Origin of the sequence: Paraburkholderia sp. BL18I3N2 (assembly GCF_003001875.1) — a bacterium.
In the GTDB taxonomy this organism is placed as follows: Bacteria; Pseudomonadota; Gammaproteobacteria; order Burkholderiales; family Burkholderiaceae; genus Paraburkholderia; species Paraburkholderia phytofirmans.
In genome coordinates this window covers 105,779-126,844 of sequence record NZ_PVNC01000015.1, presented here as the reverse complement: position 1 = coordinate 126,844, position 21,066 = coordinate 105,779, and the positions used below count along the sequence as shown (strand labels likewise).

At 57.3% G+C, this 21,066-nt stretch carries 20 protein-coding genes; 18 read left to right on the top strand and 2 right to left on the bottom strand.

All coding sequences use genetic code 11. From position 1 onward, the window contains the following. The 9 genes from B0G75_RS29625 to B0G75_RS29585 all read left to right on the top strand — a co-directional run bounded on the left by B0G75_RS29625 (position 1) and on the right by B0G75_RS29585 (position 8,292). A complete protein-coding gene (locus B0G75_RS29625) occupies positions 1-1,155 on the top strand; it encodes an acetyl-CoA C-acetyltransferase (RefSeq protein WP_106313591.1) in 1,155 nt (384 codons plus the stop codon). A gap of 12 nt (positions 1,156-1,167) precedes the next feature. Continuing rightward, the gene (locus B0G75_RS29620) at positions 1,168-2,046 is read left to right on the top strand and encodes an SDR family oxidoreductase (RefSeq protein WP_106313590.1); all 879 of its coding nucleotides are present in this window, start codon (positions 1,168-1,170) and stop codon (positions 2,044-2,046) included. Continuing rightward, on the top strand, positions 2,043-3,206 hold the full coding sequence (locus B0G75_RS29615) for an acyl-CoA dehydrogenase family protein (protein WP_106313589.1): 1,164 nt from the start codon (positions 2,043-2,045) through the stop codon (positions 3,204-3,206). The genes B0G75_RS29620 and B0G75_RS29615 overlap by 4 nt, the downstream gene beginning before the upstream one ends. 22 nt (positions 3,207-3,228) lie before the next feature. Then, positions 3,229-4,434, top strand: coding sequence for an acyl-CoA dehydrogenase family protein (locus B0G75_RS29610; RefSeq protein WP_106313588.1), 1,206 nt, complete (start codon positions 3,229-3,231; stop codon positions 4,432-4,434). Continuing rightward, on the top strand, positions 4,431-5,222 hold the full coding sequence (locus tag B0G75_RS29605) for an SDR family oxidoreductase (RefSeq protein WP_106313587.1): 792 nt from the start codon (positions 4,431-4,433) through the stop codon (positions 5,220-5,222). The genes B0G75_RS29610 and B0G75_RS29605 overlap by 4 nt, the downstream gene beginning before the upstream one ends. A gap of 10 nt (positions 5,223-5,232) precedes the next feature. After that, positions 5,233-5,694 (top strand): MaoC family dehydratase, encoded by a 462-nt coding sequence (locus B0G75_RS29600; protein WP_106313586.1) that lies wholly within the window; start codon positions 5,233-5,235, stop codon positions 5,692-5,694. A 108-nt stretch (positions 5,695-5,802) separates the two neighbouring features. Beyond that, entirely contained in the window at positions 5,803-6,612 is an 810-nt protein-coding gene (locus B0G75_RS29595; protein ID WP_106313585.1) for an SDR family NAD(P)-dependent oxidoreductase, read from the top strand. 22 nt (positions 6,613-6,634) lie between these two features. Beyond that, entirely contained in the window at positions 6,635-7,051 is a 417-nt protein-coding gene (locus tag B0G75_RS29590) for a nuclear transport factor 2 family protein (RefSeq protein ID WP_106313584.1), read from the top strand. Further along, positions 7,048-8,292 carry an MFS transporter gene (locus tag B0G75_RS29585; RefSeq protein ID WP_106313583.1) on the top strand — a complete coding sequence of 415 codons (1,245 nt, stop codon included), beginning with the start codon at positions 7,048-7,050 and terminating at the stop codon, positions 8,290-8,292. Before B0G75_RS29590 ends, B0G75_RS29585 begins: the two co-directional genes overlap by 4 nt. Here B0G75_RS29585 and B0G75_RS29580 read toward each other — a convergent pair. Both B0G75_RS29580 and B0G75_RS29575 read right to left on the bottom strand, forming a co-directional pair. Further along, the gene (locus B0G75_RS29580) at positions 8,289-9,497 is read right to left on the bottom strand and encodes a sulfotransferase (RefSeq protein ID WP_219908302.1); all 1,209 of its coding nucleotides are present in this window, start codon (positions 9,495-9,497) and stop codon (positions 8,289-8,291) included. The genes B0G75_RS29585 and B0G75_RS29580 overlap by 4 nt on opposite strands. Before the next feature lie 31 nt (positions 9,498-9,528). Further along, positions 9,529-10,722 carry an MBL fold metallo-hydrolase gene (locus tag B0G75_RS29575; protein WP_181309377.1) on the bottom strand — a complete coding sequence of 398 codons (1,194 nt, stop codon included), beginning with the start codon at positions 10,720-10,722 and terminating at the stop codon, positions 9,529-9,531. A gap of 445 nt (positions 10,723-11,167) precedes the next feature. Here B0G75_RS29575 and cysD point away from each other — a divergent pair, with 445 nt between their 5' ends. The 9 genes from cysD (at position 11,168) to B0G75_RS29530 (ending at position 20,817) form a co-directional block, all read left to right on the top strand. After that, positions 11,168-12,133, top strand: coding sequence for a sulfate adenylyltransferase subunit CysD (gene cysD / locus B0G75_RS29570; RefSeq protein ID WP_106313638.1), 966 nt, complete (start codon positions 11,168-11,170; stop codon positions 12,131-12,133). Then, positions 12,133-14,052 carry a sulfate adenylyltransferase subunit CysN gene (gene cysN / locus B0G75_RS29565; RefSeq protein WP_106313580.1) on the top strand — a complete coding sequence of 640 codons (1,920 nt, stop codon included), beginning with the start codon at positions 12,133-12,135 and terminating at the stop codon, positions 14,050-14,052. Before cysD ends, cysN begins: the two co-directional genes overlap by 1 nt. 104 nt (positions 14,053-14,156) lie before the next feature. Continuing rightward, positions 14,157-14,888, top strand: coding sequence for an SDR family NAD(P)-dependent oxidoreductase (locus B0G75_RS29560; protein ID WP_106313579.1), 732 nt, complete (start codon positions 14,157-14,159; stop codon positions 14,886-14,888). Between the two features lie 16 nt (positions 14,889-14,904). Further along, the gene (locus B0G75_RS29555; RefSeq protein ID WP_106313578.1) at positions 14,905-15,660 is read left to right on the top strand and encodes an SDR family NAD(P)-dependent oxidoreductase; all 756 of its coding nucleotides are present in this window, start codon (positions 14,905-14,907) and stop codon (positions 15,658-15,660) included. Positions 15,661-15,698: 38 nt separating this feature from the next. After that, positions 15,699-17,831 (top strand): FAD-dependent oxidoreductase, encoded by a 2,133-nt coding sequence (locus B0G75_RS29550; protein ID WP_106313637.1) that lies wholly within the window; start codon positions 15,699-15,701, stop codon positions 17,829-17,831. A gap of 12 nt (positions 17,832-17,843) precedes the next feature. Beyond that, entirely contained in the window at positions 17,844-18,305 is a 462-nt protein-coding gene (locus B0G75_RS29545) for a nuclear transport factor 2 family protein (protein WP_106313577.1), read from the top strand. Beyond that, positions 18,305-18,781: a nuclear transport factor 2 family protein gene (locus tag B0G75_RS29540; protein WP_106313576.1), complete on the top strand. Its 477-nt coding sequence runs from the start codon at positions 18,305-18,307 to the stop codon at positions 18,779-18,781. The genes B0G75_RS29545 and B0G75_RS29540 overlap by 1 nt, the downstream gene beginning before the upstream one ends. Positions 18,782-18,796: 15 nt before the next feature. Beyond that, positions 18,797-19,420, top strand: coding sequence for a phenylacetic acid degradation protein PaaY (locus tag B0G75_RS29535; protein ID WP_106313636.1), 624 nt, complete (start codon positions 18,797-18,799; stop codon positions 19,418-19,420). Then, positions 19,420-20,817: an FAD/NAD(P)-binding protein gene (locus B0G75_RS29530; RefSeq protein ID WP_106313575.1), complete on the top strand. Its 1,398-nt coding sequence runs from the start codon at positions 19,420-19,422 to the stop codon at positions 20,815-20,817. Before B0G75_RS29535 ends, B0G75_RS29530 begins: the two co-directional genes overlap by 1 nt. The last annotated feature ends 249 nt before the right edge of the window (positions 20,818-21,066 follow it).

The window sequence follows — 21,066 nt, the reverse complement described above, 5'->3', positions numbered from 1 at the left end:
ATGGCAGAAGCCTATATCGTGGACGCGTTGCGCACGCCGACGGGTAAGCGTCGCGGGTCGTTGGCCTCCATTCACCCTGCCGACCTCGGCTCTCACGTGCTCAAGTCGCTGGTCGAGCGCAACGATGTTCCGCCGGAAGATTATGAAGATGTCATCTTTGGATGCGTAGACGCGGTCGGACCGAACGCCGGCGTCATCAGCCGGACATCGTGGTTAGCGGCCGGCTTGCCAGCGCACGTCCCAGGCACGGTGATTGACCGCGCATGCGGGTCATCTCAACAGGCACTTCATTTCGCCGCCCAGGCTGTGATGAGCGGTACTCAGGACGTAGTCGCCGTGGGTGGCGTGCAGAATATGAGCCAGGTGCCGATTGCATATGCGATGACCGCAGCCGAGCCGCTCGGGTTTACCGATCCGTTTTCGGGTAGCAAAGGCTGGAAGGCTAGGTTCGGCGATCAGCCTGTCAACCAGTTCTATGCGGCTCAGATTATTGCTGACAAGTGGAAGATCTCCCGTGAAGACATGGAGGCCTTTGCACTAGAAAGTCACGCGCGGGCATTGAGGGCGATTTCTGAAGGCCGATTCGACCGCGAAATCGTTCCTTTGGGTGATCTGAAGGACGATGAGACGCCGCGTCAGACGACGCTCGAGAAAATGGCGTCGCTTGAACCCGTCGGCGTTGACTATCCGAAGATCACAGCCGCAGTGTCCAGCCAGACCTGTGACGCGGCTGCAGCAATGCTGGTGGTGTCAGAGCGGGCGCTTAAACGCTACAACCTCAGGCCACGCGCTCGCGTGCAGCACATTAGCGTCCTGGCCGACGACCCAATCTGGCATCTGACCGCCCCGATTCCAGCTACGGCGGCAGCACTGAAGAAAGCCGGGCTTCGGCTTGAGGACATCGATCTCGTCGAGATTAACGAAGCCTTTGCCTCCGTCGTGCAGGCGTGGCTGATTGAGACGGGCTATCCACATGCGAAGACCAATGTGAACGGCGGTGCGATCGCACTTGGCCACCCGCTTGGAGCAACGGGGGCCAAGTTGATGACGACTCTCCTCCACGAACTCGAGCGTACGGGCGGCCGACTTGGTATGCAAACGATGTGCGAGGGCGGCGGGCAAGCCAACGTGACGATTATTGAGCGACTCGACTAAGGGAGACCCCGAATGGGAATGTGCGATCAGAGAACCGTGGTCATCACGGGTGCCGGAGGCGGACTTGGACGTGCGTACGCGCTCGCGCTTGCAGCAGAGGGTGCGAATGTTGTGGTCAACGACATCCGCGAGCCGGCAGCGAAGGCAGTAGTCGATGAAATCTTTTCTAGCGGAGGGTCAGCACTGGCGAATGCTGACGACATCACGACCATCGATGGCGCGCAACGCATCGTTGCGCAGGCTGTCGATCGGTTTGGCGAAGTACACGTGCTTGTAAACAACGCTGGCAATTTGCGAGACAGGATGTTCGTCAACCTGTCTGAAGAAGACTGGGATGAAGTGATGCGCGTCCACCTGAAGGGGCATTTCTGCCTTGCCAACACGCTTGCCAAGCGTTGGCGCGATAAGGCGAAGGGGGGGGGAACCGTCGATGCGCGGTTGATTAACACCAGTTCCGGTGCCGGTCTTCAGGGGTCTATCGCCCAGTCGAATTATGCAACGGCTAAGGCAGGTATCTGCGCGCTGACGCTTGTTCAAGCGGCAGAGCTTGCAAGATACGGCATTACGTCGAACGCAATCGCACCAGCTGCACGTACTGCGATGACCGAAGGTGCCATGCCCGAAGTCGTGAAGAAACCCGAGGACGGTAGTTTCGACTCGTGGGATCCAGCGAACGTCGCGCCCTTGGTCGTCTGGCTTGCAAGTACGGAATCTCGGCACGTGTCGGGCCGAATTTTCGAGGCGTCCGGCGGGAAGATCTCCATCGCCGATGGCTGGCGGACTGGCCCGGTTGAGGAAAAGGGGGCGCGTTGGAATCCTAACGAGCTTGGTCCAGTGATTGAAGCGCTCATCGAACGCAGCGTCCAGCCGCAGAAGGTGTATGGAACATGAGTCTGACGCACGATTTCTCGTTGACGCAGGATCAGGAGATGATCCGGGAATCCGCCGAGCAGTTTCTTGCTGAGCGTAGTACGTCGGAAGCCGTGCGCAAGATCATGGAAACGGCGGAAGGCTTCGACGCCTCACTTTGGGCCTGTCTCGGCTCGGAACTTGGTTGGTCAGCGACGCACATACCCGAGGTATACGGTGGCCTTGGTCTTTCGTTTATCGAACTCACGCTGGTCCTTGAGCAAATGGGTAGGCGCCTGTTGTGCTCGCCGTTTTTCGCAACGGTGGTGCTGGGTGCGACCACTCTGATGGAGGCAGGCGACGAGGAAGCACGGCAGCGCTATCTACCCGATATTGCTGCTGGAACCCTAACGACGACAGTCGGATTCGGCGCTCGGGGTGTTGACTGGGATGTCGATGCTGTCACCGCGGTGGTCGAGCGACACTCGGACGGCTACGTACTCTCGGGAACATTCGGATACGTTCCGGACGGTGCGACAGCCAACCTCTTGCTTCTGGTCGCAAAGCTGGAGGGAGCATGCACACTCTTTGCCGTGCCCCCAACTGCTGAAGGCGTGACGATTCGCGAACATGCGTCTCTCGATCGGACTCGGCGAGTGGCACACGTCCAGCTTGAAAACGTCCGACTCGACCGCGCGTCTTTACTGTCGCAGGGTAGAGACGTCGCGGATGGAATGGCGCGTGTCAGGGCACTGGCCGGTATTGCGTTGGCAGCGGAGCAAGTCGGCGGCGCGCAGCAATGTCTGGACTTAACTTTGGCGTATGCAGCCGAGCGGGTGCAGTTCGGACGGACGATCAATAGCTTTCAGGCGATCAAGCATCGTTGTGCGGAAATGATGGTGAAAATCGAAGCTACGCGCTCGGCCGTCTTCGGAGCGGCGCGTGTAGCGGTCACGCATCCTTCGACATCGGAGTTACTACTCGAAGCCGCGTGCGCAAAAACGTTCGCCTCGGATACGTTCTTCTTCTGTTCGCAGGAAGCTATCCAACTGCACGGCGGCGTCGGATTCACTTGGGAATATGATCCGCATCTTTACTTCAAGCGTGCACAGGCTTCGTCTCACTGGCTGGGTAGTCCAGAGGCACTGCGCGAGGAAATCGCCGCGTCGCTTCTTGACGCACCCTGCGCAGCGACCCTCTAACGGAAAACAGGAGACCAGGAAGATGAAACTCTCCGAGCAGGACGAAACGTTTCGCAGTGAGGTTGCGCAATGGATGCGCGAACATCTGTGCGGAAAATTTGAGTGTCTTCGGCATCGGGGCGGCGCTGGTGACGAAGATGCCTTCCCGGCCTTGCGCAAGGAGTGGGAGCAGGAACTGGCGGCGGGCGGATGGACATGCGTTGGTTGGCCGCAAGAGTACGGTGGGCGGGGACTATCCGTGGCACAGCAGATCATCTTCCATGAGGAATACGCCCGTGCGGGAGGCCCCGGGAACATCGGACACCTCGGAGAGACCCTGCTTGGGCCGACGTTGATTGCTTACGGAACGGAAGACCAGAAACGACGATTTCTCCCCGGCATTGTGGCGGGCACAGAGTACTGGTGTCAGGGGTATTCGGAGCCCGGAGCCGGTTCAGACTTGGCCAATGTGAAGACTCGGGCGCGCCTTGACGAGCAATCGGGGGAATGGGTCATCGATGGTCAGAAAGTATGGACATCGCTGGCGCACGAATCACAGTGGATTTTCGTTGTTGCTCGATGTGAGCCGGGATCACAGGGGCACAAGGGACTTATCTTTCTCCTCGTCCCCCTTGACCAGCTTGGGGTTGAGGTACGACCGATCCGCCAGATAACGGGGACCTGCGAATTCAATGAGGTCTTTTTCGATGGTGCCCGTACCTCTGTTGATAACGTGGTTGGCAAGCCAGGTGAAGGTTGGAAGATCGCGATGGCGCTTCTAGGCTTCGAACGAGGACTCTCGTGGATCGGCATGCAGATGCACTTCGAGCACCAGCTGAAACTTGTGTGCAAGGCCGCCCGTGAGATGGGAACCGATCGGATCCCGTTGATTCGCGCGCGCATTGCCGATGCGTGGATGGGCCTTAAGGTGATGCACTACAACACACTTCGGACATTATCGGGTGGCGCCGACGGCAGCCTGACCCGCGAAGGCTACATCATCAAATATTACTGGTCGAACTGGCACCGGGATCTTGGAAAGTTGGCGATGGATGCGTTGGGGCCTGAAGGCGAAATCATGATCGACGATTTTTCGCGCACACGGCTGCAGCAGGTATTTCTGTTCAGCCGCTCCGACACAATCGTTGCCGGAACCAACGAAGTCCAGTTGAACATTATCGCCGAGCGAGCTCTGGGCATGCCCAAGGAAGCTCGTCCTTCGCGCCAGACGACGGAGAACTCTGCATGAACGCTATCCTCACACCGACGTACGTATCCGGCCACGGACTCCTGTCCGGGAAATCTGCTCTGGTAACAGCAGCTGCTGGTGGAGGCATTGGATATGCGACCGCGCAACGATTCGCCGAAGAAGGCGCGCGTTCTCTATTTATATCTGACGTCCATGAGCGACGGTTAAGCGAAGCAGTCGCCCGCTTGCGGGATGAAACCGGGCTGCAAGAGATATACAGCCTCGTGTGCGACGTCACACAGGAAGAACAAGTTCAGGCCCTCGTGGCCGCTGCCGAAGAGCAACTCGGAGGCACGGACATTCTGTTCAACAATGCGGGGCTTGGGGGACAGAAGCGCGTGACTGAAATGACGGATGCTGAGTGGCTGAAAGTCATCGACGTCTCCTTGAACGGAACGTTCCGAATGACTCGAGCCATGTTGACAAAAATGCAGGAACGTCGGCAGGGCGCGATTATCAATAACGCGTCCGTTCTAGGTTGGAGAGCACAAAAAGAGCAGGCGCATTACGCCGCTGCGAAGGCAGGGGTCATGGCGCTGACGCGTTGTAGCGCGCTTGAGGCCGCCGAGTACGGCGTCAGAATCAATGCCATCTCTCCGAGCATTGCGATGCACGCATTCTTGAAGAAGACGGCCGACGAAAATCTGCTTTCCGCGCTCGCAGCGAACGAGGCATTCGGCAGGCCAGCAGAGGTTTGGGAGATGGCCAACGTCGCGGTGTTCCTCGCGAGCGACTACGCGTCCTACCTGGTAGGCGAAGTCATCTCGGCAAGCAGCCAAAGGGCGTGAGAGTAAATCAATGACAACCCGATTTGAAACAACGCAAGAACTTGCGGCTGCGAAAGGTCAGTCGTTAGGCGCGACCGAATGGCTCACCATGGATCAGCTGCGGGTGAACCTCTTCGCCGAAGCGACGGGCGACCACCAATGGATCCACGTTGATGAGGAGCGGGCCAAGTCTGGGCTTTTTGGTTCGTGTATCGCTCACGGTTATCTCACCCTGGCGCTCGCAGGCAGTTTCTTTCTGTCTCAACTGATCGACGTGAAGATGCGGATGGGCGTCAACTATGGCTGTGACAAAGTTCGCTTTCCTGCACCGGTGCCGGTGGGCAAGAAGATTCGCGGACGGGGGGAGATCGTAAGTACTGAGCCAGTAGCTGGGGGCGGAATTCACGCAATTATTCGCATCACGGTAGAAATCGAGGGAGGCGACCGGCCCGCATGCGTTGCTGATACGGTCACCCGATACTATTTTGAATGACGCGATACTGGCTTGCCGCACGCGACGTTTAGATAAAGCGCAACGTGCGGACGTGCCAAAGCAATCCGGCGCAGTAAGTGCAAGGAATTCAATTCCGAGGACTAGTGCATGTCGAATCTAGGCTGGAGCGACGCATCGTTCAATTATCAAGGCTGTCACGTGCTCGTGACGGGGGGCACAGGCGGAATCGGAGCGGCCGTCGCGCGAGCGTACCGTCGTAGTGGCGCCTCCGTAACAGTTACGGGTACTCGCATGGACGCGACGAGCAACCCGTTATTCGCGGCGAGCTTTGCCGCGAATAGAAGGGAGGGGGATACAAAAGAGGTTCAGTTCCGATACCTGCAACTCGACGTTCGTGATCCGCAGCAGGTGCAGCAAGTCGCTACGGCCTGCCCGGAGCTTGACATTGTTGTGAACTGCGCAGGGGTTGCGCTTTCCGGCGACGGAAGCAACGAATACGGCCTCGAAGCGTTCGAGCGCGCGCTTGACATCAATCTGAGCGGTGCCTTCCGGCTCGCAGCGGCAAGTCGCGCGGCGCTGTCGAGAAGTGAATGGCCTGGGGGAGCAAGCATGATCAATATCGCTTCAATGACCTCATTTTTTGGTAATGAGATCGTCCCAGGATACGGTGCCGCCAAAGCTGGTCTCGTTCAGCTCGTCAAGACTCTGGCCATAGCCTGGGCAGGTGAAGGTGTTCGCGTGAACGCGATTGCAGCGGGGTTGACAGAAACAGCGATGACGGCGGCGCACGTTGGGAATCCGAAAGCGCTCGCGCCGGTGTTGTATAGAACCCCAATGCGTCGCGTCGGCCGGCCCGACGACATGGCTGGGCCGATTCTGTTTCTGACAAGTTCCCTTGCGGGATTTGTCACCGGACAAACATTGGTAATCGACGGTGGTTACTCGATTGTCGGCTGATCTCTTTCTGGATGCGAGACCGATGACTGCGAAGGATGTTGAGGCTTCGAGAGTTGTTCCGGAGCATATTCGATCGGTATTCGTACGCTATGCGGCAACGCTGCAAGCAGGTGATGCCGAGGGAATCGCTGCCTTGTTTGCGCCCGGTGCCGTGCTCCAAGATCCGATCGGCACACCACCGTACGTCGGACGGGAGGCGATTCGCAGCTTCTTCCAGGCCGGTTTCAACGACACCGGTGGAGGAATCAGATTCGAGCCTGAAGGTGAGGTCAGGATTTCCGGGGAACACGCTGCCTGCGCTTTCGTGGCGATTTGCGAGGAAGCGACGGAACCGTTTGAAGTATCGACCATCGACTTTGCCCGCTTTGACGCCGAGGGCCTGATAGGCTCCTGGACCGCCATTTGGGGTCCGGAAAACTTCCGGAGGCTTAAACGATGAGCGCCACTCTCCTGACGAGGGAAGGGAAAAGCCGAGGTCGCCTCTTGATCGTGGTGATGCTTTCGAGCTCACCGCTGATGGCCTTGATATTCACTAGCGTGAGTCCTGCACTACCGGCAATGGCCAGCTATCTTGGCGGCTCAAGGCCTGCGTTGCTCGCGCAATTGATCATGATGATCTCAAGCATCGGAATCATGACAGGTGGACCGGCGATGGGTTTCCTCGTTGACCGGTTCGGTCCTCGTCAACTCTTGCTCATCACATTGCTGCTGTATGGCGCAGCAGGGTCGGCTGGTCTTTATCTTTCGAACGGGACTGCCATCCTTGTCTCGCGATTCATTCTTGGGGTAGCCGCGTCCGGCGTTGCGGCATCGGCACTTACCTTAGTAGGGCGCCACTTCGATGCGGCTGGACGTGCCCGCATCGTCGGATATCAATCGGCCTGTGGGGCCACCATAGGTCTACTTTCCACCCTGCTCTCCGGATATGCCGTTCAGGAAAATGGCTGGCGGTTGCCATTTTCCTTTTATCTCATCTCATTGGTCGTATTTATTCTGGCCGTTATTGTAGTGCCGGGTTCGGTCGATGAGGATGCCCTTTCGTTGTCTCAAGGTGGTAATGAAATGGGTGGCAGCACTTCCTCAGCTGGAAGGCGCGGTTCGCTCAAGACGTTGCTGCCGCTACTGCTCGGAATAGTCCCGTTGTATGCGGCCGTCTTTACCACGAGCACGCAGGTCGGATTTTTGTTGCGGGACGACGGTATTCTTTCATCGTCTATGCAGGCTTTGGTCATCGCTACCGCGCCCCTTTCCAATGCGGTAGGTGCGAGTATTTATGGTGCGATGAGCCGGCATATCAGGATCCGCTTCCAAATGGTGATCAGTGTCGGCTTAATGGCGATGGGTCATGTACTGCTTGGTGGGCTGCACGGCCTTGGCCTCGCCACCGTGGGATGCGTCCTCGCAGGTTTCGGCAGCGGGTTGCTAACGCCTCATTTGATCGGGCGGGTCTTGTCGCAGGCTCCCGAGAACGCTCGGGGACGCGCCACTGGTGCGATGTATGCGGCTATGTTTTTGGGAAGCTTTATGAATCCGCTTGTGATAGCACCGGTTACAGAGTGGCTCGGCGTGCATGCAGCAGTCGGCATCGTCGGATGCGCACTTAGCCTGTTCGCATTGATCGCGTTGTTCGAGGCCTGCGTACAACGTTCGCCGCAGACTCGAGCGAGTACAGACGGTTAAGCTTTTTCGTAACGGACGGCAAATCGATCGTAGTAGAACCGGAAACGCTCGTGGATTGCTTCTGCCCTCAAACTTGGAACCATGTCCAGGTTGTATGCGACGGAACCTTTCCGATCTTCTTCGTTTCGCAGGAAGGTTCGGAAGCCTGTTTCTACATCGACCGTCCAGGGTAACTCGGCGAGGTCATAGACGTGCCTCGCTGCATTCAACTCGTCTTGTACGTACTCTTGAAACAGAATATCAATGCTCGCTGCAACGGGGAGGGCATCGCGCTCTGCGACACAGGCACGCAACATTCGCTCTATGCGCTCAGTCCAATAGCTCGCGGTTTCGTCGAGATCAATACTATTCCGTCGGACGCGATCACCGTACGCGATGGCTGTTACCGCTGAGCGCAGCACAGCAGCTGGGTCACGGTGCGTGATGGCGATAGTGAGATCGGGAAAGACGGTGGCGAGTGCTGACAGGTTTTCGATATGCTGCGGGCATTTTAGAATCCACCGATTGGGGCCTCGCTGCCACTGCAGCGCTTTTAGGACTCGCTTCAGATACTGATAGTGCGGAAGTCGGTCGTGCGAAAGATAGTATTCGCGCCAACGCGGCACGCGTGCAGTCCACTCGATGTTATACGTAGTGAAGTCGATCGCCTGCAGCTCGAGGTCTTCGTGGATGTGCTGCGGAGACATCTCATGCATTACGCGCAGATGCGGCAGCAACGAGTCGAGTTGCTGCCATTCCTGGCTACACTTTTCCATTCGCAGGTCGACGGCAGTTTCGATCCCGGCTCGTTGGCCATCTGGCACTGGTTGAACAGCTTCCCAATGTGGAAGCGATCTGAGGCGCTGATCGGAGGCAAGTAGGTTCACCAGCGAAGTCGTTCCCGAGCGCGGTAACCCTGCGATGAAAATAGGGCGAGTGATCTGCACTTCTTCGATTTCTGGATGCCTCTTATAGAGGTCCTCGATCCGCAGACGGTTCGACGCGTACCGGACACAGTACGAATGCAGGACCTGTCGGCCAAAGGCATTCAAGCCGCGATCCTCAAGGCCACTTTGCAGCCATATGCCCAATCGCTCCAGAAAGTCCGGTGATCCAAAGTCCTGAAGCCCGGTCGCGTTTCTGGCTGCCTCCAGGATCGATTCTTCCGTGAGCTGTACGGGGGCCGCCTCGGCTTTCTCGATCGCGGCTAGTTGGACGTCTGTCAAGCATGGTCGTGCAAGGTCGGGGATAATAAGCTTAGGCACAGTCGAAACCCTTGTTGTCAAGTTTCTCCTGCATAGCATTGATCTCACCCTCAAGCCAGTATCGTTGCCAGCGATTTCGTTGATGACTTTGAGCTAGCAGAAGCTGATGTGCCTCAAGGTACACGCGGAGGGCCGGCCGATGCAATGGCTCCGCTGACGTTGCGATTTCAGCTAGGTGAATTGCGTGCAACGGACGATTGAGGTCAAGCATCGTTTTCGCGTGGGATGCAAGTTCGTCAGGACCAGCCATTCTCGCGAGCTGTGCGTAGACGTCGCGAACAGGGGATTCGTAAAGCTCGGTGGTGGAGTGGAAGTAGAACCACCCGCCATAACCATGCCAGATGGCTCGCACCGCCCATGGGACGGTTCCGTAGTCTTCGCCGACCTGAAGGTGGTCCGGAAGGCGGATCTCCTTCATGAGCTGGTAAGGATCCTTACCAGCGTTCATGCCACGCACGGTTTCGTCGTGCACGTAGGCAACCGCATCACGCAGACGTCGCAGTTCTTCCATGATCAAATCGCGCCCGACGATAGGGTCGAAGTGACCCGTCAACAGCGTTTCCGGTTCGAGAGAAAGGATGATGTCGCACGCCTGCAGGTAGGGCAACGCGAGCCGTAGACGATCGCCGCGGATGGTATGGAAGTTCGGCATGTGCGGGAATAGCGGACCCAACGCGTTCCCCGAAAACAACACCTTCTGGTCCGGCAGCCAGACAAGGATCGAATCGATGGTCTCCCCACCCGGTACCCAAATTAACTCAAAGCGGACCCCACCCAGAGAGAACTCGTAGCGGTCGTCGAACGTCACATCAGGGCGCGCACGAGCCTGGAAGGTTTTGTGACCTTGCAGTCGAGCTCTTTCTTCCGCCTTCAGCATAGGCTCGACCATGTCCGGGAAGAAGCGCTGGTTGCGTCGGTTACGAAAAGCTTTCAGCCTTTCGTCGTCATCCTGGCACGCTGCGATATTCCGATGCGCAATAACCTCCGCATCGTCACTTTTGAAAAGTTCAACGCCGCCGACCAGATCGTAGTGGCCTTGCGTGAGGATGATTTTCCGCAGCGGCGCGTCACTGACTTTCGCATAGGCAGCCTGATGAACCGGCGCCTCGATCCCAAGACCTGTATTGATCAGAACATCACCGCCGTCAGTGGTGACGAGATAGGTGTTTGTCGACCCTTCGGACATCCAGATAAAGTCCCCAACTCGAACTGGATCCGTCGAGTCGGCGAGCTTGAGTTCAGTCGATCCTGGTCGCGTGTTAGCTAGTGGACGCTTCATATAGGTGAGGTGAGGTTTATTGGAGCGACGCTCGCAGAACACCGAGGGTGCACGGTCAGCCTAGTCCGAAGAAGGTGGCGCTGGCATGGTCCAAGCGGACTAGAGGGTCTCCCGAAGGAATCTGGGACCGTTAGCGCGCGACTCATGCATACCAGCGCGGCCAATAGTCCGGTCGGACGATGAAGATTGCGCCGCCGTCTCTTACCTTAGCTACACGCGGTCGAAGAATAGCTCTTCGCGACGGTCGCGGCGGTAGCGATTCCTGGCATTGGCACGGATATGACCTGCATCCCCGTCGCCACCGACGCCGCATCGCATGTACATCACGCACTTAAGCACAGAGGCTCAGTCAATGCTTATCGAGAGTCAAACCTTAGTCGAGGAACGGCAACCAGAGCCGCAATACAGAGACCATGCTGCCACTCTGACTCATTTGCAGCGGCTTGAGGCAGAAAGTATCGACATCATGCGCGAGGCGGTGTCCGAAGCTGAGAATCCGGTCATGCTCTATTCGATCGGCAAGGATAGTTCCGTTCTTCTGCATCTTGCGATGAAGGCGTTTTACCCTTCGAAACCCCCTTTCCGCCTGCTGCACGTAGACACTACGTGGAAATTTCGGGACATGTACAAATTTCGCGATGAGATGGTCGCGAATCTTGGGCTGGAGTTGTTGACGTACCGAAATCCTGAGGCAATCGAGCGGAATATCAATCCGTTTGAGCACGGCTCCGCAGTACACACAGACATCTGGAAGACTCAAGGGCTGAAGCAAGCACTGGACAAGTACGGGTTCGATGCTGCATTCGGCGGAGCGCGCCGCGATGAAGAAAAATCTCGTGCGAAAGAACGGATCTTCTCGTTCCGGTCGGCTCAGCATCGCTGGGATCCAAAGATGCAACGTCCCGAGCTCTGGCGTCTGTACAACGCGCGTAAGAACAAAGGCGAAAGCATGCGCGTGTTTCCGATTTCTAACTGGACAGAGCTGGACATCTGGCAGTACATCTATCTGGAGAAGATCCCGCTGGTGCCTCTCTATTTCGCCGCGCCGCGGCCGGTAGTGGAGCGCGACGGCATGCTGATCATGGTGGACGACGATAGACTGCCGCTGCGCCCGGGTGAAGAGCCGATGATCAAGAACGTCCGTTTTCGAACGTTGGGTTGCTACCCGCTAACGGGGGCCGTCGAAAGCGACGCAACCTCGCTTACGCAGATCATCCAGGAAATGTTGCTCACAAAGACGTCGGAGCGACAGGGACGTCTGATTGACCACGATTCAAGCGGTTCGATGGAAAAGAAGAAGCAGGAGGGTTATTTCTGATGGCACACGTATCTGATCTCATCGCTGAAGACATTGAAAAGTATCTAGAGGCGCATCAGCATAAAAGCCTTTTGCGCTTTATCACCTGCGGAAGCGTCGATGACGGCAAGAGCACGCTGATTGGTCGGCTGCTGTATGAATCGAAGATGCTTTTCGAAGACCAGCTAGCTGCCCTCGAGAGTGATTCGAAGAAGGTGGGTACGCAAGGCGGCGATCTCGACTTCGCTCTGTTGGTGGACGGTCTTGCGGCTGAGCGCGAGCAGGGCATCACGATCGATGTGGCCTACCGGTTCTTCTCAACGGACCGTCGAAAGTTCATTGTTGCTGATACCCCGGGTCACGAGCAGTATACGCGCAACATGGTTACGGGTGCGTCGACCGCTGACGTCGCCATCATGATGATCGACGCCCGCAAAGGCGTGCTGACTCAGACCCGCCGCCACAGCTATCTGATTTCGCTCATTGGTATTCGGCACGTCGTCCTTGCGATCAACAAACTCGATATGGTCAACTACTCGAAAGAGGTGTTCGACAAGATTGTCGACGACTATCGGGCATTCGCACAACAGATCGGTATCGAGACTTTCCTTCCGATTCCGATGTCTGCGCTGAAAGGAGACAACATCACTGCTCGCAGTGAGCGCACTCCCTGGTATGACGGGCCGACCCTTATGGAGTACCTCGAGTCCGTAGAGGTCGACAACGACTTGGCTCAGCGTGGCGCCTTCCGTATGCCGGTACAGTGGGTCAACCGGCCGAACCTTGACTTTCGTGGGTTCTCTGGCCGTGTCGTAGGCGGCTCAGTCCGGCCGGGTACCCGTGTCCGCGTGCTGCCCTCCGGGCGGGAAAGTACGGTCGACCTCATCGTTACTCGAGATGGGAATCTCGAAGAGGCCGTCGCAGGGCAGTCCGTCACAATCACGCTGAAGGACGAAATCGACATCAGTCGCGGAGACGTGCTTACGCCGAGCGAAGCTCCTGCTTCAGTGGCTGACCAGTTTGAGGCCAATGTGGTGTGGATGAGCGACGAGCACATGTTGCCCGGACGTCCGTACCTCATGAAAATCGGTGCAAAAACGGTCGGTCTTTCGATCGCTGCGCCCAAGTACAAGGTGAACGTCAACACGCTCGAGCATCTAGCTGCAAAGACGCTCGAGTTGAACGAAATCGGCGTTTGCAATCTGCATCTCGACCAGGCGATTGCGTTCGACCCGTACCGTGATAACCGCGACATGGGCGGGTTCATCATCATCGACCGCCTTTCGAACGCAACCGTTGGTGCTGGCATGTTGCACTTCGCATTGCGACGCTCCCAAAACATTCACTGGCAAGCAATCGAAGTCAATAAGGATGCACACGCGCGGTTGAAGGGGCAAAGTCCAGCTGTCGTCTGGTTTACCGGGTTGTCCGGCGCTGGCAAGTCCACAATTGCTAACCTTGTCGAGAAGAAGCTGCATGCGCTGGGCAAGCATACTTACCTTCTCGATGGCGACAACGTAAGACATGGCCTCAACAAGGATCTCGGGTTCACAGAAGCCGATCGCGTGGAGAACATTCGTCGCGTCGGTGAGGTGTCTCGTCTCATGGTCGACGCTGGTATCTTGACGCTCGTCTCCTTCATCTCGCCGTTCCGGGCTGAGCGTGAAATGGCGCGAAGCTTGGTCAGTCCCGGTGAGTTTGTCGAGGTATTTATCGATACGCCGCTGGCCGTAGCAGAGCAGCGCGATCCAAAAGGCCTCTACAAGAAGGCGCGCCGGGGTGATCTGAAGAACTTCACGGGCATTGACTCGCCTTACGAGGCGCCCGAGAGCCCCGAACTTCGTGTAGACACCACGACCATGTCCCCGGAAGATGCAGCTGAACGGATTGTTGAGTTCCTGCAAGATCGCGGACTCCTGGAGCGCAAATTGTCTGCGTAATTCTCTCTATGGTTTGGCCCCGTTGCGTCGAGGTACGCTAGTGGAACCTAGAACGCGGCGGCGGACCGCCGCAACGGGACTGTCGCGTGAGGGATAGAAGGGAAATGCGAAGCGAAATTACTTTTGATTTTCGCCAGGTACGGGCGATCGTGACCGGTGGGACGTCCGGCATCGGTTTAGCGACCGCCCGGTTGTTCAGGCTGGCCGGCGCGTCCGTACTAGTGACGGGGCAGGCGGCTTCAGCGGAGGAATTTGGCGATGACATCGCTGGCTTCGAGTACCGCTGCCTTGAGCTTAGAAGCAAAGATTCAATTCGCGAGTTTGTCGACAGCATCGACGGTGTCGATATTCTGGTGAACAACGCTGGCCACATCATGCCTGACGCCTCGTTCGCCCAGGCGGTGCAGGTCAACCTGAATGCGGTGTATGAGGTGAGCTCTGGATTGCAACCATTGCTCGCGCGCAGCTCATTGCCCAGTGGCGCTGCGATAGTCAACATCGCGTCGATGATGTCGTATTTTGGCAGCCCTCATTTGCCTGGATATGGTGCTGCCAAAGCCGGCATTGTGCAGCTCACCAAGACATTAGCGGCCGGTTGGGCGAAAGACCGGATTAGAGTCAACGCTGTCGCGGCGGGGAGCGTTCGCACCTCAATGACCGCTGCCTACGCATCGGACCCGCACTGGCAAAAAGTGGTTTCCGAGAAAACACCTTTGGGTCGATGGGCTAGTCCGGAGGAAATTGCTATACCCATCCTATACCTTTGCTCTTCTGGTAGCGCCTTTGTTACCGGCCACACCCTCGTTGTGGACGGCGGGTATTCAATCATTGATTAATAGAAGAGGTGGAGACGTGCTGCGATTTAGGGACAAAGTCGTTCTGGTAACGGGGGCGGCGGCGGGAATCGGCTACGCGACGGCGAAACGGATCGCTGAAGAGGGTGGGCGACTTCTGCTGGCGGACATCAACGGCGACGCCGTAAAGCGTGCAGGCGAAACGCTCCGAGCGGCACATGATACGGAATACGCAACCTTCGTTTTTGACGCTTCAAACATGTCGGGGACTCGTGCTATGGTGAAGCAGGCCGCCGCGCACTTTGGCCGCCTCGACGTCCTGTGCAACATTGCAGGTATCGCTGGCGGTTGGCATACCCATGAAATGCCTGAGGACGCATACAAGCGCATGATGGCGATCAACGTTGACGGCGTGTTCGCGAGCTGTCAAGAGGCGATTCCGTACCTCATCGAGTCCAAGGGCAACATCGTCAACATGGCTTCGGCTTCGTCGAAGCAAGGGCAGGCATACACCGCCGCATATTGTGCGTCGAAGGCTGCAGTTGTGGCCATCACCCGTTGTCTCGCCGTAGAGTATGCGGAGAATGGGATTCGGGCGAATGCCATCTGCCCTGGTGGCGTAAACACGAATATCCATCACACGATCGAGTTTCCGAAGGACGTCAACCCGAAGCTGATGGACAAGCTTTATCCGCTCTTTCCCATTGCGGAGCCGAACGAAATCGCCGCCGCTGTTGCCTACTTGGCGTCTGACGAGGCGCGCTACGTGACAGGCGTAGATTTCTCGATCGACGGTGGCCAGACCGTCTCATGAGCACAGCGACGAACTCTAACGCACCAGGGACGCAGGGTATGAGCACGTCGTTTGCAAATCTGCTGGCCCCCGGACGCATCGGATCGATGCAACTCCGCAATCGCATCTTCATGTCGCCAATGGGGTCGAATCTGGCGGAGCCTGATGGGTTCTGTGGCGAACGGCTGGCCCAGTACTATGCGGCCCGCGCAAAAGGCGGGGCCGCGATGGTTATCATGGGGTCCGTCGGGGTCGCTTATCCGCGCGGATCGGGCAACCAGATGCAGGTGGCAATCTCGGACGACAAGTTTATTCCGGGACTTGCACGCGTTGCGGAAGCTGTGCACGAACATGGCTGCAAGATCGCTGTCCAGTTGCAGCATGCGGGCGCAATCGCAGTGAACGAACCGCTGCGTGGCCTGCCTTTGCTCGTGCCGTCGATCCCCACACCAAAGGATTTCGACTGGGCGGCCGACCTTACCCCGCAGGAAAACAAGGACATGTTCGAAGTGTTCTTCCAGCCGGGCGTGAAGATCGAATATCAAGCAGCGAGCGAGGAAGACATTGAATGGGTGATTGACTGTTTCGCTCGGGCAGCGGTGCGTGCGAAGCAAGCGGGCATTGATGGCGTCGAGATTCACGCAGGCCATGGCTATCTTCTTTCATCCTTTCTCTCGCCATCGAGCAACAAGCGGACCGACAGATGGGGAGGGACGTTAGAGAACCGCGCCCGCTTGCTGGTTGAAACGGTGAAGCGTATCAGGGCAGCCGTAGGTCTTGACTACCCGGTATGGTTCCGCATCGATGGCATTGAACATCTCAAGAACGATGGCATTACGCTAGAAGATGCAATCGAGGCAACAAAGCTTGGCGTCGCAGCGGGTGCGGATGCTGTCCACGTCACGATGTATGCAGACGCAAGCAAAGGAATCAGCTTTACTGAAGCACACACCGTGCAGCAACCGTGCAAGTACGTCCCGTATGCGTCGGCGATTAAGGCCAACGTTGACGTTCCTGTCATCACGGTGGGACGCGTCGAGCCGGAACAGGCAGACGCCTTTATTGCGCAAGGCAAGTTCGATTTCCTCGCCATGGCCAGAAAGCTTCTGGCCGATGATGAGTTGCCGAACAAACTCAAGGCAGGTCGACCGGATCTGATTCGACCGTGCATCTATTGCTACACCTGCATCAGCCAGATTTTCCTTGGAACGCACACCCGATGTGCCGTCAACGCGAAGACCGGATTTGAGATTACGACGGCGATAGAGGCCTCTCCAGTCAGCAAGAAGGTTCTGGTAATTGGGGGCGGTCCGGCAGGGATGGAAGTCGCGCGCGTCGCAGCTTTGCGCGGGCACAAGGTCCACCTATACGAATCGTCGGACCGGCTTGGCGGAACGGCATTCTTTTCGTCGATCGTTTATCCAGAGAACGGAAAGCTGATCGACTACCTGAAGGCGCAACTGCACGAGCTCAAGATTGACTACAGCCTGCGCACAAAAGTTACGCCCAAGATAGCTGCGAAGCTAAAGCCGGATACCATTGTCGTCGCGACCGGTGCGCGACGAGCAGCTGTAAAGGTCCCAGGATATGAGCTGCCTCATGTTCTGAGCGGTGATGAGCTCCGAGAGATGGTGACGGGCCGCATGGGCACGTCACTGAAAAAGAAGCTGAATTTGCGTTGGCGCCTGATGATCAGGACCGGCAAGAGCATGGGCCTGCTCAACAACAACCGGGTAATCAATCGGCTTAGTGAGCGATTTCTTCCGCTGGGCGAACATGTCTTGGTCTATGGTGGCGGACTGGTCGGCGTGGAGGTCGCCGAGTTTCTAGCAGAGCGACATCGAAAGGTGACACTGATCGAGCCAGGTCCCTCGTTCGGGAAGGAACTCATGATGGTGCGGCGCTGGCGCATCATGGACTCCCTGCGCAAGCTAGGCGTGAGAATGTTGAAGGAAAGTGAGCTGACACTCATCAAACCCGGGAAGGCGACTTACCGCACGTCCAACGGACAGCTTCAGACGATTCGTGCCGATACGGTAATCATGGCGCTAGGCGCCGAGCCGAGCGGGGCGGAGATCACCGAGAAGCTCAAGGAGATATGCGGGGAGGTCCATTGCGTCGGTGACGCGAATGAACTGGGCTATATCGAAGGCGCAATGCGTAACGGAAACCGCGTTGCGCGTGAAATCTAGGAGTTTGAGTCGATGACGAATGAGTCGCAGGAAGCTGATCAGCTGCGGGAGGCCAATAAGGCTGCATTTACTGCCATGCTTGGACATCTCGGGAGGAAGGAGTTCGACGAGTTTCAGGGCTATCTCTCTGAGACCATCTTCCAGGACTGGCCTTATCTTCCGATACCCAACATGCCACAAAGCATCGTCGGAAGCCGGCAACTGCGGGAATTCATCGAGGCGGGCACGCAGGCCTTCGACCCGTATGCGTACGAGATCAGCAAGTTCTACGACATGGCTGATCCATCGATGCTGATCGTTGAATACAGCTCACACACGCGCTATCACCCGACGGACCGCCCATATAGCAATTCGTATCTGGGAATTCTGCGCTTTGCCGAAGGCAAGGTGACCTATTGGCGCGAGTACCTGAATCCGCTCATCATCAAGGAGAGCCTGCTCGGTGACTTTGAAAAGCCGGTGGAGGCGTCCTGATGGAGAATCCGAACGATTCGAGTGAGCTCTCGCCCGTCGAGCGTCTGTTGGCGATAGAAGAAGTTCGATTGCTCAAGGCACGGTATTTTAGGTTCCTCGACACCAAGGACGAGAATAGTCTCGCATCGGTTTTCGCAAGTGATGCGACGCTCGACATGAGCGAAGGCTCTGGGGGTGCGGCCGATCCATCCGCGGTCATCCACGGGGCGGAGCAGATCGCGCGATTTATCCTTTCGGCCCTGAAAGGTGCGACGACCGTGCATCAAGGCAGCATGCCTGAGATCGCGGTCCTGACGGGCAACAGGGCGATGGCCGTTTGGGCGATGCACGACCTGTTGCAGTGGAACGAGCAATCCTCCATGCCGTTTCAACGGCTGGTCGGCTACGGCCACTACCAAGACAGCTACCGGTGCATTGGCGGTCGTTGGTTCATCGAAACGTCGAAGCTGACGCGTCTAAAAGTCGAAGTTTCTTAGTCCATTGAGCGCATGGTGTGCAAGGTCTACTCGATTGACGGTGTTACGCCGGTGGTATCGCCCGGTGCCTACGTCCACCCCTCCGCCGTGCTCATAGGCGACGTCATAATTTGTTCAGCGTGTTACATCGGCCCGACGGCTTGCCTGAGGGGTGATTTCGGGCGCATTGTGGTTGAAGAAGGGGCCAACGTTCAGGACGGTTGCGTCATGCACGGCTATCCCGACATTGATACGGTTGTCGAGCGCGATGGGCACATTGGTCATGGTGCCGTCTTGCACGGCTGCCGGGTGGGCCGAAACGCATTGATCGGTATGAGATCGGTGGTCATGGACGGCGCTATGATCGGCGAGTCTAGCATCGTTGCGGCGATGAGCTTGGTCAAAGAGGGGGTTCATGTGCCAGCGCGCTCGCTGGCCGCTGGGATACCGGCCCGTGTGCTTCGTAGCCTTTCAGATGACGAGGTGGCGTGGAAGAGTCACGGGTCGTCGCTATATCGAGATCTGGCGTCCCTTTGTATCCGAACGATGAAAGAAGTGGATGCGCTTGAGTCCATCGAGGCCAATCGCCCGAGAGTGAACGTGGGCACAGCGATTCCCTTGCATATGATTAAGGCGATGCGCGCAAAGGGTGGTTCCTGATGAAGACGATTGTCATCATCGGTGCGGGATTTAGCGGCACCGTTTTGGCTGCGCACTTGCTCACCCTACCGCGGGTAGAGCCGCTGCAAGTGCTCCTGCTGAATCGATCAGGTGCTCAAGGACGCGGCGTCGCATACGGTACGCGCAGCGCGAAACACATTTTGAATGTCCCGGCCGGAAACATGAGTGCGATAAGCACTAACCCGGGGCATTTCCTCGACTATTGCAGGCAGGTAGACGCTCTTGTTCGGCCCGAGTCGTTCGTCTCCCGCCGCATGTATGGTGAATACTTGGAGTGGTTGCTGGCCGGCGCGGCAAGCAGAAGCGAATCGACAGCGAGCCTCGCGAGGCTCGAGGCGGAAGTGATTTGTATCCAGCAAACCCACGCCAGCGGACCAGACCGCCGTCTGAGCATCAAGCTGTCCAACGGTGAAACGATCCTCGCGGACGAGACCGTTCTCGCAGTGGGAAATTTTCCGCCGTGTAATCCACCTGTGGCAGACGCATCCTTCTACAGCAGTTCCCGATATGTGGGTGACCCTTGGGCGCCGGGTACGCTGGACGTGATTCCGCCGCAAGCGGACGTACTATTATTGGGCACTGGTCTCACGGCTGTCGACGTCGCTGCACAACTGGCGCAAGCTGGTCCGAGAAGGCAGTGCTACGCGGTTTCAAGGCGCGGGCTGCTGCCTCATCCGCACCGCACTGCGCGTGGACCGACTAATGCCGGTGATCCGCGTGATTTGGTGGACAGCATGGGCTCCGATGTGCGCAGCTACGTTCGGGTTCTACGAGAGCATATCAGGGTATGTACAGAAGATGGGCTGAACTGGAGAGACGTGCTCGCTTCTCTTCGTCAGGACACGCCGGAACTCTGGCGGCGTCTCAATCGTCAGGAGCAACGGCGTTTCCTTCGACACATTCAATCCTACTGGGACGTGCATCGGCACCGGCTGGCGCCAGAGGCCGACCTTTACTTGCACGGATTGCTCACCTCGGGATTGCTTCAACTGATTCGCGGTCGCGTAACCAGTTATCAGGAGAGCCTCAACCACGTCGACATCTGCATTCAGTTGCGAGGTGGGACACATGTAAGGAATGTACGGGTAGGGTACGTCATTAACTGCACAGGCCCAGCTACTGATCTGCGTCGTATTGACGACCGCCTGATCTCGCAACTACTTAAGGACGGGTTAATCAGCCCAGATATGCTGGGGCTTGGCCTGCGTACCTCGGATGCCTACGAGTGCCTCGACGCGAAAGGAGAGAGCTTCACCGGCCTTCGATACATTGGTCCACTTTTAAAGGCTCGATACTGGGAAGCGACCGCCGTCCCGGAACTAAGGGTGCACGCGGAGGCGTTGGCTCGCCTCCTATTGAAGGACCGCCTCGTCTAATTATTCCAGATGCATCGTTTCAAGCTTTTGGTTTGCCATCGGCTGAGAAACTTGTGTCCGCAGGTAAGTTTGGAAGAAGACTGGCCGGCATTAACCTGGACCTTCATGGTCGCGCTTCTTGGGATGGTTAGCGCTACCGGGGCGGACGACGCCGACCTACGCAAGAGAACATCGGTGCTTTCTCGATCTGCGGTGGCCGAAGGATCGCAGCAGGAACAACGGCAGTGGCATCCTTAATGCCTACCCGGC